General features: G+C 71.4%; 16 protein-coding genes and 1 tRNA gene. 10 read left to right on the top strand and 7 right to left on the bottom strand.

From position 1 onward, the window contains the following. Positions 1-12: 12 nt before the first annotated feature. Together IEZ25_RS00305 and IEZ25_RS00300 are read right to left on the bottom strand one after the other, a co-directional pair. Positions 13-312, bottom strand: coding sequence for a GroES family chaperonin (locus IEZ25_RS00305; RefSeq protein WP_172261510.1), 300 nt, complete (start codon positions 310-312; stop codon positions 13-15). A gap of 32 nt (positions 313-344) precedes the next feature. Further along, entirely contained in the window at positions 345-593 is a 249-nt protein-coding gene (locus IEZ25_RS00300; protein WP_191197422.1) for a DUF3618 domain-containing protein, read from the bottom strand. A 76-nt stretch (positions 594-669) separates the two neighbouring features. Here IEZ25_RS00300 and IEZ25_RS00295 point away from each other — a divergent pair, with 76 nt between their 5' ends. From IEZ25_RS00295 to IEZ25_RS00280, 4 genes are all read left to right on the top strand, one after another. Next, positions 670-1,734, top strand: a complete 1,065-nt coding sequence (locus IEZ25_RS00295; RefSeq protein ID WP_318151957.1) for a HoxN/HupN/NixA family nickel/cobalt transporter — start codon at positions 670-672, stop codon at positions 1,732-1,734. After that, positions 1,731-2,201, top strand: coding sequence for a thioredoxin-dependent thiol peroxidase (bcp, locus tag IEZ25_RS00290; RefSeq protein WP_191197421.1), 471 nt, complete (start codon positions 1,731-1,733; stop codon positions 2,199-2,201). The genes IEZ25_RS00295 and bcp overlap by 4 nt, the downstream gene beginning before the upstream one ends. 96 nt (positions 2,202-2,297) lie before the next feature. Beyond that, a tRNA-Leu gene (locus tag IEZ25_RS00285) sits at positions 2,298-2,370 on the top strand. A gap of 104 nt (positions 2,371-2,474) precedes the next feature. Next, positions 2,475-3,353, top strand: a complete 879-nt coding sequence (locus IEZ25_RS00280; protein ID WP_191197420.1) for a bile acid:sodium symporter family protein — start codon at positions 2,475-2,477, stop codon at positions 3,351-3,353. A gap of 13 nt (positions 3,354-3,366) precedes the next feature. On the opposite strand, the gene rdgB is transcribed toward IEZ25_RS00280, so the two are convergent. Next, the gene (gene rdgB, locus IEZ25_RS00275) at positions 3,367-4,014 is read right to left on the bottom strand and encodes an RdgB/HAM1 family non-canonical purine NTP pyrophosphatase (RefSeq protein ID WP_318151956.1); all 648 of its coding nucleotides are present in this window, start codon (positions 4,012-4,014) and stop codon (positions 3,367-3,369) included. 1 nt (position 4,015) lies between these two features. Next, on the bottom strand, positions 4,016-4,759 hold the full coding sequence (rph, locus tag IEZ25_RS00270) for a ribonuclease PH (protein ID WP_191197419.1): 744 nt from the start codon (positions 4,757-4,759) through the stop codon (positions 4,016-4,018). 32 nt (positions 4,760-4,791) lie between these two features. Here rph and IEZ25_RS00265 point away from each other — a divergent pair, with 32 nt between their 5' ends. Together IEZ25_RS00265 and IEZ25_RS00260 are read left to right on the top strand one after the other, a co-directional pair. Further along, a complete protein-coding gene (locus IEZ25_RS00265; RefSeq protein WP_191197418.1) occupies positions 4,792-5,955 on the top strand; it encodes a sensor histidine kinase in 1,164 nt (387 codons plus the stop codon). Next, complete coding sequence (locus IEZ25_RS00260) at positions 5,952-6,602, top strand: response regulator transcription factor (RefSeq protein WP_318151955.1); 651 nt, start codon at positions 5,952-5,954, stop codon at positions 6,600-6,602. The genes IEZ25_RS00265 and IEZ25_RS00260 overlap by 4 nt, the downstream gene beginning before the upstream one ends. A gap of 16 nt (positions 6,603-6,618) precedes the next feature. On the opposite strand, the gene IEZ25_RS00255 is transcribed toward IEZ25_RS00260, so the two are convergent. Further along, complete coding sequence (locus IEZ25_RS00255; protein ID WP_191197416.1) at positions 6,619-7,389, bottom strand: MBL fold metallo-hydrolase; 771 nt, start codon at positions 7,387-7,389, stop codon at positions 6,619-6,621. Further along, positions 7,386-8,207, bottom strand: a complete 822-nt coding sequence (gene murI / locus IEZ25_RS00250) for a glutamate racemase (protein ID WP_191197415.1) — start codon at positions 8,205-8,207, stop codon at positions 7,386-7,388. The genes IEZ25_RS00255 and murI overlap by 4 nt, the downstream gene beginning before the upstream one ends. 109 nt (positions 8,208-8,316) lie before the next feature. Here murI and IEZ25_RS00245 point away from each other — a divergent pair, with 109 nt between their 5' ends. Further along, complete coding sequence (locus IEZ25_RS00245) at positions 8,317-9,375, top strand: alkaline phosphatase family protein (protein ID WP_191197414.1); 1,059 nt, start codon at positions 8,317-8,319, stop codon at positions 9,373-9,375. Between the two features lie 18 nt (positions 9,376-9,393). Here the strand turns inward: IEZ25_RS00245 and IEZ25_RS00240 are convergent, their stop codons facing one another. Next, positions 9,394-10,341, bottom strand: a complete 948-nt coding sequence (locus tag IEZ25_RS00240; protein ID WP_191197413.1) for a PLP-dependent cysteine synthase family protein — start codon at positions 10,339-10,341, stop codon at positions 9,394-9,396. Between the two features lie 89 nt (positions 10,342-10,430). On the opposite strand from IEZ25_RS00240, the gene IEZ25_RS00235 reads away from it, so the two are divergent. From IEZ25_RS00235 to IEZ25_RS22035, 3 genes are read left to right on the top strand one after another with little or no spacing between them, the layout of a single operon-like run. Beyond that, positions 10,431-11,354 (top strand): ABC transporter ATP-binding protein, encoded by a 924-nt coding sequence (locus tag IEZ25_RS00235; RefSeq protein ID WP_191197412.1) that lies wholly within the window; start codon positions 10,431-10,433, stop codon positions 11,352-11,354. Next, positions 11,351-12,130 (top strand): ABC transporter permease, encoded by a 780-nt coding sequence (locus tag IEZ25_RS00230; protein WP_191197411.1) that lies wholly within the window; start codon positions 11,351-11,353, stop codon positions 12,128-12,130. The genes IEZ25_RS00235 and IEZ25_RS00230 overlap by 4 nt, the downstream gene beginning before the upstream one ends. A 23-nt stretch (positions 12,131-12,153) precedes the next feature. Continuing rightward, entirely contained in the window at positions 12,154-13,308 is a 1,155-nt protein-coding gene (locus tag IEZ25_RS22035) for an ATP-binding protein (protein ID WP_191197410.1), read from the top strand. Positions 13,309-13,314: the final 6 nt, after the last annotated feature.

Genomic DNA, 13,314 nt, shown 5'->3' with positions numbered 1-13,314 from the left:
AGCCGGGGCTCCCTAGAGGTACAGCCCGGTGGAGCCGCCCTCGAGGCGCTCGGCTGCGACAGCGTGCACGTCGCGCTCGCGCATCACGACGTAGACCTCGCCGTGGACCTCGACCTCGGCCTTGTCCTCGGGGTCGAAGAGCACCCGGTCGCCGACCTCGACGGCCCGGGCGTGCGGGCCGACGGCGATCACGCGCGACCAGGCCAGCCGGCGCGCGCCCATCGCCGCGGTGGCGGGGATGACGATGCCGCCCGTCGACCGGCGTTCGCCGGCCTCCTGGTCGACCTCGACGAGCACCCGGTCGTGCAGCATCTTGATCGGGGCGCTCTTGCCGGCCACGGCGTTCAGCTGGCGACCTTGCGGACGACGGCCAGCAAGACGATCGTCCCGACGACCGCACCGGCGACCTTGAGGATGTTGTCGGTGCGCGGGGCCCCGGTCTCGAGGTCGACGAAGTGGGACTTCACCGTGGTCACCTGTCGACCGACGATCGTCTTGGGGTGGGCGCGGTAGGCGAGCTGGTCGATGGTCGAGGCGAGGCGCTCGCGCGTCTGCTCGATCTCGCGCTCGAGCGCGCTCATGTCCTGGGTCACCCGGGAAGGCTACCAACGCGTTCCCGCACGGTCGGGCCGGGCGCTTGTTGCAACTGAGATGCAATAGCCTGGGTCGGTGGACACCACGCGTCGCACCTGGTCCCCGACCGACCTCCGGCACATCGCCGGCATGGCCGCGGCCGTCGTCGGGCTCAACCTCGTCGGCTGGGGCGTGCTGGTCGCCGTGGTCGCCCCCCAGCGCTTCGAGGTCGGCAACGCCGGCGTCTTCGGCGTCGGGCTCGGGGTGACCGCCTTCCTCCTCGGCGCGCGGCACGCCTTCGACGCCGACCACATCGCCGTCATCGACAACACCACGCGCAAGCTCGTCGGCGAGGGTCGGCCCGCGACCGCGACGGGCTTCTGGTTCGGGATGGGCCACTCCAGCGTGGTCTTCGGGCTCAGCCTCCTGCTCGCCATCGGCGTACGTGCCCTGGCCGACCCCGTCCAGGACGACAGCTCGGTCCTCCAGAGCGGTCTCGGCACGATCGGCACCCTGGCCGCGGGCTCGTTCCTCATCGTCATCGGCCTGATGAACCTCAGCGCGCTGAACGGGATCGTCCACGCCTACCGCCACCTCAGGGCGGGCACCTTCGACGAGGCGCACCTCGAGCACCACCTCCACAACCGGGGCTTCCTGGCGCGCGTGTTCAAGCGCGCCACGAAGCGGGTGTCGCGGGCACGTCACCTCTACCCCGTCGGTCTGCTGATGGGCCTCGGGTTCGACACCGCCACCCAGATCGCGCTGCTCGTGCTCGCCGGCGGCACCGCGGCCTTCGCGCTCCCCTGGTACGCCATCCTCACGCTGCCGGTGCTCTTCGCGGCCGGCATGGTGCTGTTCGACGCGCTCGACGGGGTCCTGATGAGTCGCGCCTACTCGTGGGCCTTCCTCAAGCCAATCCGCAAGATCTACTACAACTTCACCGTCACCGTCCTCTCCGTCACCGTCGCGCTCTCCATCGGCGCGCTGCTGCTGCTCCAGCTCGCCTCCGAGTCCGTGCCCGGGCTGTCGTGGGCGTCCCACCTGGACCTGGAGTACGTCGGCTTCGGCCTCGTGGCATTGTTCGTGGTCGTCTGGGGCGTCAGCGTGGCGTGGTACCACCTCGCCCACGTCGAGGAGAAGTTCGAGAAGGAGCTCGCATGACGGATCGACTCACCGCCGGGGACACCGCCCCCGACTTCAGCCTCGCCAGCGACACCGAGGAGCAGGTCTCGCTCGCGGACCTGCGCGGCAAGAAGGTGATCGTCTACTTCTACCCGGCAGCGATGACCCCCGGCTGCACCAAGCAGGCCTGCGACTTCTCCGAGTCGCTCGACTCGCTGCGCGGCGCGGGCTACGAGGTGCTCGGCGTCTCGAAGGACAAGCCGGCCAAGCTCGCGAAGTTCCGCGAGCGCGACGCCCTGACCCTCACCCTGCTGTCCGACGAGGACCTCGCTGTGCACCAGGCCTACGGCGCCTACGACACCAAGAAGCTGTACGGCAAGGAGGTCGAGGGCGTGATCCGCTCGACCTTCGTGATCGACGAGGAGGGCAAGGTCGAGCTCGCGCAGTACAACGTCAAGGCGACCGGCCACGTCGCCAAGCTGCGCCGGGACCTCGGCCTCGACTGAGTCGTCGTACGACGATCGCCACACGTGTCCGAGTAGTCGCCCTTGGTCGGCCGCATCGGGGGCGACGTCTCGGACACGTGTGAGGATTGATCCCCCGCGCTCGTAGCCCAACGGCAGAGGCACCAGATTTAGGTTCTGGCCAGTGAGAGTTCGAATCTCTCCGAGCGCACTGACTCGAGGTTCACTCGTGGCATCCGCGAGCAGACTTCGACCTAAGTCGCTACTTGGCCTCGAGCACTCCCGTGTGAGCCACGTCACCACTAGGGTCCGCGCATGGATTCCGCGCTGACCACCGTCGGACTGCCGCTCGCGCTGGCCATCATCATGTTCGGGCTCGGCCTGGACCTGACGGTCGGCGACTTCAGGCGCGTGGGTCGCGCGCCGAGGGCCGTGGCGGTCGCGCTCGGCTGCCAGCTCGTGCTGCTGCCGGCGATCTGCTTCGGCCTGGTCGTGCTCTTCGACCTCCCGGCACTGCTCGGCATCGGCATGCTCCTGCTCGCCGCGTCCCCCGGCGGCACGACCGCCAACCTGTTCAGCCACCTGTTCAAGGGCGACGTCGCGCTCAACATCACCCTCACCGCGATCAACACCGTCGTCGCCGTGGTCACGCTGCCGCTGATCACGGGGCTGGCGATCGCCTACTACGGGCGCCAGGACGACGTCTCGATGCCGCTGGTCGAGATCGTCAAGGTGTTCGCCCTGATCCTGCTGCCGGTCGGCATCGGCATGCTGGTCAACGCCCGGGCGCCGACCTTCGCCCGGCGGATGGACAAGCCGGTGCGCATCGGCTCGGCCGTGATCTTGGCGGTCCTGGTGCTCGGCATCCTGCTCGACCAGCGGGAGGACGTCGGTGACTACCTCGCCGACGTCGGCGTGATCGCGGCACTCTTCTGCGCGCTCAGCCTCGTCATCGGCTACGTCGTGCCGAAGGCGTTCGGCGTCACCGGCCCGCAGGCGATCGCCTCGTCGATGGAGGTCGGCGTGCACAACGCCACGCTCGCGATCTTCGTCGCGGTCGAGGTGCTCGACCAGGTCGAGATCTCGGTGCCGGCGGCGGTCTACTCGCTCGTGATGTTCCTCTTCGCCGCCCTCTGGGGCGCGTGGGTCAGTCGGCGCGTCGGCGCACACGAGGACGTACCCGCCAGGAGCTAGGCCGTCGGGCGGGTCAACCGGCCAGGTCCGAGGCCACCTGGGGCGCCAGGACGCGCAGGGCGCGACCCCGGTGCGAGATCCGGTCCTTCTCGGCCGGGGCGAGCTCGGCGGAGGTGAGACCCTCCCCGGAGCCCGGACCGGCGTGCTCGTCGGCGACGAACAGCACGTCGTAGCCGAAGCCACCGCTCCCCCGCGCCTCGCGGATGATGCGCCCGTCCATCCGTCCCTCGACGACCCGCTCGCGGCCGTCCGGCATCACCCAGGCGATCGCGCAGGTGAAGAACGCGCCGCGCCGCTCGTCGGGGACGTCGTGGAGCTGGTCGAGCAGGAGCTGGTTGTTGCGCTCGTCGCTCTTCGGCTGCCCGGACCACCTCGCCGACAGCACGCCGGGCATGCCGTTGAGCGCGGCCACGCAGAGGCCGCTGTCGTCGGCGACCGACGGCAGGCCGGTCGCCGCGACGCCGGCGCGCGCCTTGAGCAGCGCGTTGCCCTCGAACGTCGGCTGGTCCTCGACCGGCTCGACGTAGCCCTCGACGTCGTTGATGCCGAGCACCTCGAGATCGGGCACCTGCTCGCCGAGGATGCGCTGCATCTCGAGGATCTTCTTGGGGTTGGCCGAGGCCAGGAAGATCCTCGGTCTCGAGGCTCGCTGCGCTCGCACCTCAACCACCGAGAAGGGCTTCCTGCTGCATCCGGGTGAGGTCGGCGCAACCCTTCTCGGCCAGCGCGAGCAGCGCGTCGAGCTCGGCCCGGTCGAAGGCCGCGCCCTCGGCGGTGCCCTGCACCTCGACGAACTTCCCGTCGCCGGTCATCACGACGTTCATGTCGGTCTCGGCGCGCACGTCCTCGACATAGGGCAGGTCGAGGCGCGGCACGCCGTCGATGATGCCGACGCTGACGGCCGCGACCGACCCGGACAGGGGCTCGCCGGTCAGGGCACCGTTGCCCCGCAGGTGCGCGACCGCGTCGGCGAGGGCGACGTACGCTCCCGTGATCGCGGCGGTGCGGGTGCCCCCGTCGGCCTGCAGGACATCGCAGTCGAGGACGATCGTGTTCTCGCCGAGGGCCTCGTAGTCGATGACGGCGCGCAGCGAACGGCCGATCAGGCGGGAGATCTCGTGGGTGCGACCGCCGATGCGGCCCTTGACCGACTCGCGGTCCGAGCGCGTGTTGGTCGACGCGGGGAGCATCGCGTACTCCGCCGTCACCCAGCCCAGGCCCGACCCCTTGCGCCAGCGCGGCACACCCTCCGAGGCCGACGCGGCGCACAGCACCTTGGTGCCGCCGAACTCCACGAGCACCGATCCGGCGGCGTGGTCGAGCCAGTTGCGGGTGATGGTGATCGGGCGGAGCTCGTCGTCGGCCCGGCCGTCGGCGCGCGGGGTGCTGGAGGTGGCGTCAGTCATGGGCACGACCCTAGATCGTTACCCTGACCCGCGTGGACGCCCGCCCCTCGCACGCCGAGACCCAGCCGGAGCTGACCTGGGTCAGGCACGGCTGGCGACTGGCGGTGTGCGTCGTCTACTCCGGCATCGTGTGGTCGTCGGTCGCACGGACGGAGTGGCGCGACTACCGCCTGCTGTTCTTCGTCGAGCTCGTGCTCGGCCTCGTCGCCCTCGTCCTCGTGTGCTTCCGACGCCGCGCGCCCGTGCCGGTCGCGATGCTGGTCGCGGGTCTCAGCGCCTTCTCCGGGGCCGCCGCCGGCCCCAGCACGCTGGCCGCCCTGTCCGTCGCGACGCGGCGCGACTACCGCGAGGTGCTGCTGGTCGGCACCGCCAACGTCCTGGCCGGCCAGGTCTGGCTGACGATCGCGCGGATCGAGGACCAGGACTACCTGATCACCACCTTGGTCAACCTGGCGGTCAACGTCGCCGTGATGGGCTGGGGCCTCTACATCGGCTCGCGTCGCGAGATCATCTGGGCGCTCCGGTCCCGGGCCGAGCGCGCCGAGCTCGAGCAGGAGCTGCGGCTCACGCAGGCCCGCTCCACCGAGCGCTCCCGCATCGCCCGGGAGATGCACGACGTCCTGGCCCACCGCATCAGCCAGGTCTCCATGCAGGCCGGCGCGCTGGCCTTCCGCGACGACCTCGACTCCGACCGGCTGCGCGAGGGGCTCGGCCAGATCCAGGGCCAGGCCAACAGCGCCCTGCACGAGCTGCGCGACGTCCTCGGTGTCCTCCGCGGTGACGACCCGGGGCCGCCCACCGCGCGCCCCCAGCCGACGTACGACGACGTCGCCGCGCTCATCGAGGAGTCCCGCGGCCAGGGCCTGGAGGTCGACTGGACCGACGACGTGGACACCACGACCCCGGTGCCGGCGGCGACCGGCCGCACCGTCTACCGGATCGTGCAGGAGGGCATCACCAACGCCCGCAAGCACGCACCGGGTGCGCGGGTCGCGATCCGGTCCAGCGGAACCCCGAAGACCGGCATCACCGTCGTGCTGTCCAACCCGTTGAGCGGCAACGGCGACGGGGCACCGGGAGCCGGTCTCGGCCTCATCGGCCTGCGCGAACGCACCGAGCTGCGCGGCGGCCGACTCGACCGAAGGACCGAGGATGCGACGTTCGTGCTGGAGGCTTGGCTACCGTGGGCCGCGTGATCCGGGTCCTGCTGATCGATGACGACCCGCTGGTCAGGTCTGCCCTCTCCCTCATGCTGGGCGGTCAGAGCGACATCGAGGTGGTCGGCGAGGCTCCCGACGGCGAGGCCGGCCTCGCGCTCGTGACCGACCTCGGGCCCGATGTCGTCCTGATGGACATCCGCATGCCCGTCATGGACGGCCTCGAGGCCACGCAGATCCTCCACCAGCGTCCGTCCCCGCCCCACGTGGTCGTCCTCACCACGTTCGACGCCGACGACCACGTGCTGCGCGCGATCGCCGCGGGTGCCGACGGCTTCCTGCTGAAGGACACCCCGCCCGGTGAGATCGTCAACGCGATCCGCACCGTCGCCGCGGGCGACGCGATGCTCTCGCCCTCGGCCACCCGCAGCCTCGTCTCCCGGCTGCGCAGCACGACGTCGACCGACCGGGTGTCCACCGCCGCCGAGCGCCTCACGGTCCTCACCGAGCGCGAGCTCGAGGTCGCGGTGTGCGTCGGGCGCGGGCTGAGCAACTCCGAGATCGCCTCGGAGCTCTACCTCTCGATCCCGACGGTGAAGTCCCACGTCTCGCGCCTGCTGACCAAGCTCGACAGCAGCAACCGCGTGCAGGTCGCGATGGTCGTCCACGACGCCGGCCTGGTGTGAGCCGGCTCGAGCCCGGCTAGATCTCGTACGTCGCCCCGGCGCGGGCCAGGTCCAGCTGGCCCGCCCACTCGGTGCGCGCCTCGGCGCGGGCGTCGGCCTCGTCGTGCCACGGCGGGATGTGGGTGAGCACCAGCCGGCCCACGGACGCCTTGGTCGCGGCACGACCGCAGTCCGAGCCCGTCAGGTGCAGCTCGGGCGGGTTGTCGTCGGCGTCGCGGAAGGACGCCTCGGCCAGCAGCAGGTCGGCTCCGGTCGCGGCCTCGTCGAGCGCCGGACAGGGTCCGGTGTCACCGGAGTAGACGAGCGTGCGGCCACCGGCGGTGACGCGCAGGGCATAGGCCGGCACCGGGTGGACGACCTCGCGCGGCTCGACGCGGAACGGACCGACCTCGACGGCGACCGACGGGCCGAGGGAGCCGTAGTCGAGGAAGTCGAACTCCTCGGTCATGCCCGGGTCGAGCGGCAGGTCGTAGGCCCGCGCCATCCGTTCGGCCGTGCCGGCGGGACCCCACACCGGGATCCGCGGCTGGGCGCCGGTGGGGTGGTACTTGCGCATCACGTAGTAGCCGCAGAGGTCGAGGCAGTGGTCGGCGTGCAGGTGGCTCAGGAGGACGGCGTCGATGTCCAGCGGGTCGGCGTAGCGGTGCAGCTGGCCGAGCGCGCCGTTGCCCAGGTCGAGCAGGATGCGCCAGGTGCGTCCCTCGTGCTCCTCCTCCAGCAGGTAGGAGCTCGCCGCGGACTCCGGGCCGGGATACGAGCCCGAGCAGCCGACGATGGTCAGTCTCATCGCAGTCCCCCCGCGAACTGGGACGCACCGAGCAGCTCCGAGCCGAGGAACCGGCGTCCGATCGTCGCGAAGTCGTCCGGGCTGCCGGTCGTCGAGAACGTGTAGTCGGCGTCGCCGTCGGTGCGCATCAGGCCCGAGCTGGCGAGCATCTTGTAGACGTCCTTCGCACACTCCTCCGCCGAGCTGACGAGGGTGACCCCCTCGCCCATCACGTAGGAGATGACGCCGGTGAGCAGCGGGTAGTGGGTGCAGCCGAGGATCAGCGTGTCGACGCCCGCGGCGACCAGCGGGTCGAGGTAGTCGTGGGCGGCGGCCATCAGCTCGTCGCCACCGGTGACGCCCTGCTCGACGAAGTCGACGAAGCGGGGACACGCGCGGATGTGCAGCTGGAGGTCGGGCGCGGCGGCGAACGCGTCGTCGTACGCCATCGAGCTGGCCGTCGCGCGGGTGCAGATGACGCCGACCGACTTGTTGCGCGTGGCGGCGGCGGCTCGGCGCGCGGCCGGCAGGATCACCTCGACGACGGGCACGTCGTAGCGCTCCCGGGCATCGCGCAGCATCGCCGCGCTCGCGGAGTTGCACGCGATGACCAGCGCCTTGACACCCTGCTCGTAGAGGTGGTCGAGGCACTCGAGAGCGTATTCGCGCACCTCGCCGATCGGCTTCTGGCCGTAGGGCTGGCGGGCGGTGTCGCCGAGGTAGACGACCGACTCGTGCGGCAGCTGGTCGATCACCGACCGCGCCACGGTGAGGCCGCCGAAGCCGGAGTCGAAGATGCCGATGGGCGCGTCGGCAGTCGGCGGCTGGGGGGTCGGCACAGGCAGCAGGCTAGGCGCTCGGGAGGTCGCGGGTCACGCGGTCGGGTGCGTCAGGCCGGTCACACCCACCCTCGCGGGTTATCGTCGGCCGGTGCTCCGTCGATCCCGGGTGACTGCGCCCTCCGTCCTGGTGTCCCTGCTCGCCTCCGCGAGCCTCGTCCTGGCCGGAGCGCCGGCCTGCGCGGTGGTCTCCTCCGCCGACACGCCACCTGCGGCACCCACGAGCGGCGGCGAACGACGGGTGGCGCAGCAGGCCGACTCCGAGTCGGTGCTGGCCATCTCGATCGACGGGATGAGCGTGCCCGCGGTGCGCAAGCTCGGCAGGAAGCAGCTGCCGAACCTCTACCGCTTCATGAAGGTCGGCGCCTCGACCCTCAACGCCCGCACGGAGCGGGAGATGACCGTGACCCTGCCCAACCACACGGGCATGGTGACCGGGCGCCGGATCGACGCCGCCACGGGCGGCCACGGCGTGACGTGGAACGACGACCGCCCCACGCCGAGCACGGTCCAGGCCGCGGCCGGGCACGACGTCGCGTCGGTCTTCTCGGCCGTCGACGCCGCGGGCGGGTCGACCGCGCTCTTCGCCGCGAAGACCAAGTTCAGCCTGTGGCAGCGCTCGTGGCCCGACGCGATCGACCGCACCACCATCGACCTCGACAACTCCCGGCTGGTCACCCAGCTGATCAAGGATCTCGACGTCGACCGCGACTTCCGGTTCCTGCACCTGTCGCTGCCGGACAACGCCGGCCACAAGAGCGGCTGGATGTCCAAGCCCTACCTGCGCGCCGTGCGCCGGTCCGACGCCCTCGTCGGTCGCGTCGTCAAGGCGGTCAACGCCGACCCGGCCCGCAAGGCCGGGACCACGATCCTCCTCACCAGCGACCACGGCGGGCACGGCCCGACCCACAGCAACGCCCGACTGCTCGACAACTACCGGATCGTCTTCATGGCTCGCGGCTCCGCCGTCGACCGCGGCGTCGACCTCTACGACATCAACCCGACCTACAAGGACCCGGGCACCAGGCGCACGGTCTACGGCCAGCGCCGCCCGCCGGTGCGCAACGGGATGATCGCCAACCTCGCGCTCGACCTGCTCGACCTGCCGCCGGTCGAGGGCAGCGAGTTCGACGTCGAGCACGACCTGAGGCTCACCGCCGCCCCCTGATCGCGTCTCCGTCTTGGGCTACGCCCAGAGCTGGCCGTCGAGGCGGTCCTCGGCCTCGTCGACGGTGCCCTCGTAGGCACCGGTGGAGAGGTACTTCCAGCCGCCGTCGCACACCACGAACGCGATGTCGGCCCGCTCGCCGGCCTTGACCGCCTTCGCGGCCTGGCCGAGCGCGGCGTGCAGGATCGCTCCGGTGGAGATGCCGGCGAAGATGCCCTCGAGCTCGAGCAGCTCGCGCACCCGGCGTACGGCGTCGCGTGGGCCGACGCTGAAGCGCGAGTCGATCAGCGAGGCGTCGTAGAGCTCGGGGACGAAGCCCTCGTCGAGGTTGCGCAGGCCGTAGACCAGCTCGCCGTAGCGCGGCTCGGCGGCCACGATCCGCACCTCGGGCTTGGTCTTGCGGAAGAACCGGGAGACGCCCATCAGGGTCCCGGTCGTGCCGAGACCGGCGACGAAGTGGGTGATCTCCGGGAGGTCGGCGAGCAGCTCGGGACCGGTGCCCTCCTCGTGCGCGAGGGCGTTGGCGTCGTTGCCGTACTGGTAGAGCATCACCCAGTCGGGGTGCTCCCCCGCGATCCGCTTGGCGACGCGCACGGCCTCGTTGGAGCCACCGGCGGCGGGCGAGGAGACGATCTCGGCACCCCACATCCGCAGCAGCTGGCGCCGCTCCTCCGAGGTGTTCTCCGGCATCACGCAGACGATGCGGTAGCCCTTGAGCTTGGCCGCCATCGCCAGCGAGATGCCGGTGTTGCCGCTCGTCGGCTCGAGGATCGTGCAGCCCGGGCGCAGCGTGCCGTCCTTCTCCGCCTGCTCGATCATCTTCAGGGCCGGCCGGTCCTTGATGGAGCCCGTCGGGTTGCGGTCCTCGAGCTTGGCCCAGATCCGGACGTCGGGACTCGGCGAGAGCCGCGGCAGCCCGATGAGGGGCGTGCCGCCGACCGACTCCAGCAGGCTGTCGAAGCGCATGGCCCCAGCATGACATCCACCGATCGGTGGATGCGCGGCAGCGCTGGTTGCCCGATGTGCGAGACGACGTGGTCGAGCAGGCTGAAGGCATGATCACGATCTCGCACCTGCGCAAGACCTACGGCCGGACGGTGGCGGTCGACGAGGTGTCCCTCGAGGTCGCCGAGGGCGAGGTGCTCGGCATCCTCGGCCCCAACGGCGCCGGCAAGACCACGACGGTCGAGTGCGTGGCAGGCCTGCGCACCCCTGACTCCGGGACCGTGCGCGTGGCCGGACTCGACCCGCGCGCCGACCGCGCCGCGCTCACCCGCCTGCTCGGCGTCCAGCTCCAGGAGAGCCGACTGCAGCCCAAGATCACCGTCGAGGAGGCACTGCGGCTCTGGTCGGCGCTCTACGACGACCCGCTCCCGTGGCGTGGCCTCGTCGAGCGGCTCGGCCTGGAGGACCGGGTGAGGTCGAAGTTCCGCGACCTCAGCGGGGGCCAGCAGCAGCGACTCTCCATCGCACTCGCACTCGTCGGGCGCCCCCGGGCGGTCATCCTCGACGAGCTCAGCACCGGCCTCGACCCGCGGGCTCGTCGGGACGCGTGGCAGATCGTGCGCGACCTGAGCGCGGACGGCGTCACGGTGCTGCTGGTCACGCACGCGATGGAGGAGGCCCACCAGCTCTGCGACCGGATCGCCATCATCGACGCCGGCCGGGTGCGTGCGCTCGACACCCCGGACGCCCTGATCGCCGGAGCGAGCGCGGCGACGGTCACGTCCTTCGCCGTCGAGGACACCGTCGACCTGGAGTCGCTGCGCCAGCTCGGGTCGGTGTCGGGCGTGCGCACCGACGCCGGCCGGATCGTCGTCGAGGGAAGCGACGGGGCCGCACTCGACGTCCTCGCCGACCTGGCCCGCCAGCGCCTCGCGCCCACGGGCCTGCGCGTCGTCGACGGCACCCTCGACACCGCCTACCTCCAGCTCACCGACGGCATCCACGCCCACACACCTGAGGAGCAGCCCGCATGAGCACCGCGACCACCACCCCGACCTCCCGTCGGACGAACGGCGCCACCGCCGCTGTCGTCCGCACCGAGGCGACCCTCTTCGCACGCGAGCTCGGCTCGCTCTTCTGGATCCTCCTCTTCCCGACGCTCCTCCTCGCGGTCATCGGACTGGTGCCGGACTTCCAGGAGGCCAACCCGTCCCTCGGCGGCCAGCGGATCATCGACCTGTACGTGTCGGTCGTCGTGGTGCTGGCGATGATCATGGCCGCGATCGTGGCGATGCCGCCGGTCATCGCGGGCTACCGCGAGAGCGGTGTCCTGCGACGGCTCCGCACCACGCCGATGCACCCGGCGGCCCTGCTCGGAGCGCAGGTCGGACTGCACGCCGTGGCGGTGCTCGCCTCGGTCGTCCTCGCTCTCGCAACGGCGCGGGTGCTCTACGACGTCGCCCTGCCCGGCCACCTCGGCTGGTACGCCGTGGCGCTAGTGCTGGGCACCGCGTCGGCGTTCTCGATCGGCGCCGTCATCACCGCTGTCTCCGCGAGCACCCGCGTCGTGCAGACGGTCGGCACCATCGTCTTCTTCCCGATGATGTTCACCTCCGGCGTCTGGATGCCGGTGCAGACGATGGAGGGATGGCTGCGGCAGACGGTCGTCTCGACCCCGCTGGGCGCTGCGTCCGAGGCGCTCAACGACGCCCTGCAGGGCACCGCACCAGCGCTGGTCGACCTCGCCGTGATGGGTGGCTGGACCGTGGTGCTGGGCTTCGTCGCGGTCCGGCTGTTCCGGTGGGAGTGACGCACGACTGTCAGGATGTCGGCGTGGACGACGACCTCCGGTGGCTGCGTTGGATGCCGTTCTTCCTGCTCGCCCTGGCCACCGCGGTCGCCTCCACCGCCGCACCCTCGCTCGGCGCCGCAGCGGTCGACGTCCGGATCACGCTGGTCGGCAGCCTCGTCACCGCGGTCTGGATGGTCGCCACCCCCAGACCGAGCGCGCTCCACTGGGTCGGACGCACGATCCTGGCGTTCGTGCTCTGCTGGCTCAACCCGCTCTACGCGATCTTCGCCTTCTTCGGGTTCATCGACGTCTACGACTCGTTGCGCGGGCGCTGGATGTATGTCGGTGTGGTGGCGGTCGGCATCACCCAGGCGGGCTCCCAGTCGGGCGGGCTCCCGCCTCGGGACGCCCTCCAGTTCTGGGTGTTCCTCGCACTGGTCGGTGTCAACGCCGGCCTCGCGAGCGCCTTCATGAGCATCTCCCTCAAGACCGAGCGCCGCACCGAGGACCTCGAGCGCCTCAATTCCGAGCTGGAGACGGCGCTCGCGGAGAACCAGACGCTCCACGCGAGGATCGTCGAGCAGGCCCGCCACACGGGGGTGCAGGAGGAGCGTGCGCGACTCGCCCGGGAGATCCACGACACGACCGCGCAGAGCCTCGCCGGGATCGTCACCCAGCTCGAGGCCTCCGTCGGCGGTGAGCGGCAGGAGCGGGCCCTCGCGCTGGCCCGGCAGGCGCTGGCCGAGGCCCGCCGGTCGATGCTCGACCTGTCCCCGTCCGACCTCGACGGGGCCGACCTGCCCGACGCCGTGCGCGGCGTCGTCACCGCCTGGTCGACCGGTCACGCCATCCGCGCCGAGGCCGTCGTGGTCGGCGATCCCGTCCCCCTGCACCCGGAGGTGGAGGCCACCGTGCTCCGCATCGCCCAGGAGTCGCTCCAGAACGTCGCCAAGCACGCGGGCGCGTCCCGCGTGGGGGTCACGCTCTCCTACGACGGCGACGAGGTCGTGCTCGACGTCCGCGACGATGGCGTCGGCTTCGACGTCGCCGCTCCCACCGAGTCGAGCTCCTTCGGGCTGCGCGGGATGCGGCAGCGCGTGGCGCGCCTGGCCGGCGACCTCACCCTCGAGTCCGACCCCGGCCGCGGCACCGCGGTCTCCGCCCGCCTGCCCGCCCTCGCCCGGGAGGCGGCGTGATCAGGA

The sequence above is a fragment of the Nocardioides hwasunensis genome (assembly GCF_014779665.1).
GTDB classification, from domain to species: Bacteria; Actinomycetota; Actinomycetes; order Propionibacteriales; family Nocardioidaceae; genus Nocardioides; species Nocardioides hwasunensis.
Note: the sequence above shows the minus strand (reverse complement) of the source record. Positions and strands in the feature narration are given on the sequence as shown.

What these genes read in the sequence shown, in the direction of transcription:
- IEZ25_RS00305 (WP_172261510.1), bottom strand. Translation starts at nt 312, where the DNA reads ATGCTGCACGACCGGGTGCTCGTCGAGGTCGACCAGGAGGCCGGCGAA.
- IEZ25_RS00240 (WP_191197413.1), bottom strand. Translation starts at nt 10,341, where the DNA reads ATGCGCTTCGACAGCCTGCTGGAGTCGGTCGGCGGCACGCCCCTCATC.
- bcp (WP_191197421.1), top strand. Translation starts at nt 1,731, where the DNA reads ATGACGGATCGACTCACCGCCGGGGACACCGCCCCCGACTTCAGCCTC.
- IEZ25_RS00280 (WP_191197420.1), top strand. Translation starts at nt 2,475, where the DNA reads ATGGATTCCGCGCTGACCACCGTCGGACTGCCGCTCGCGCTGGCCATC.
- IEZ25_RS00255 (WP_191197416.1), bottom strand. Translation starts at nt 7,389, where the DNA reads ATGAGACTGACCATCGTCGGCTGCTCGGGCTCGTATCCCGGCCCGGAG.
- rph (WP_191197419.1), bottom strand. Translation starts at nt 4,759, where the DNA reads ATGACTGACGCCACCTCCAGCACCCCGCGCGCCGACGGCCGGGCCGAC.
- IEZ25_RS00230 (WP_191197411.1), top strand. Translation starts at nt 11,351, where the DNA reads ATGAGCACCGCGACCACCACCCCGACCTCCCGTCGGACGAACGGCGCC.
- IEZ25_RS00235 (WP_191197412.1), top strand. Translation starts at nt 10,431, where the DNA reads ATGATCACGATCTCGCACCTGCGCAAGACCTACGGCCGGACGGTGGCG.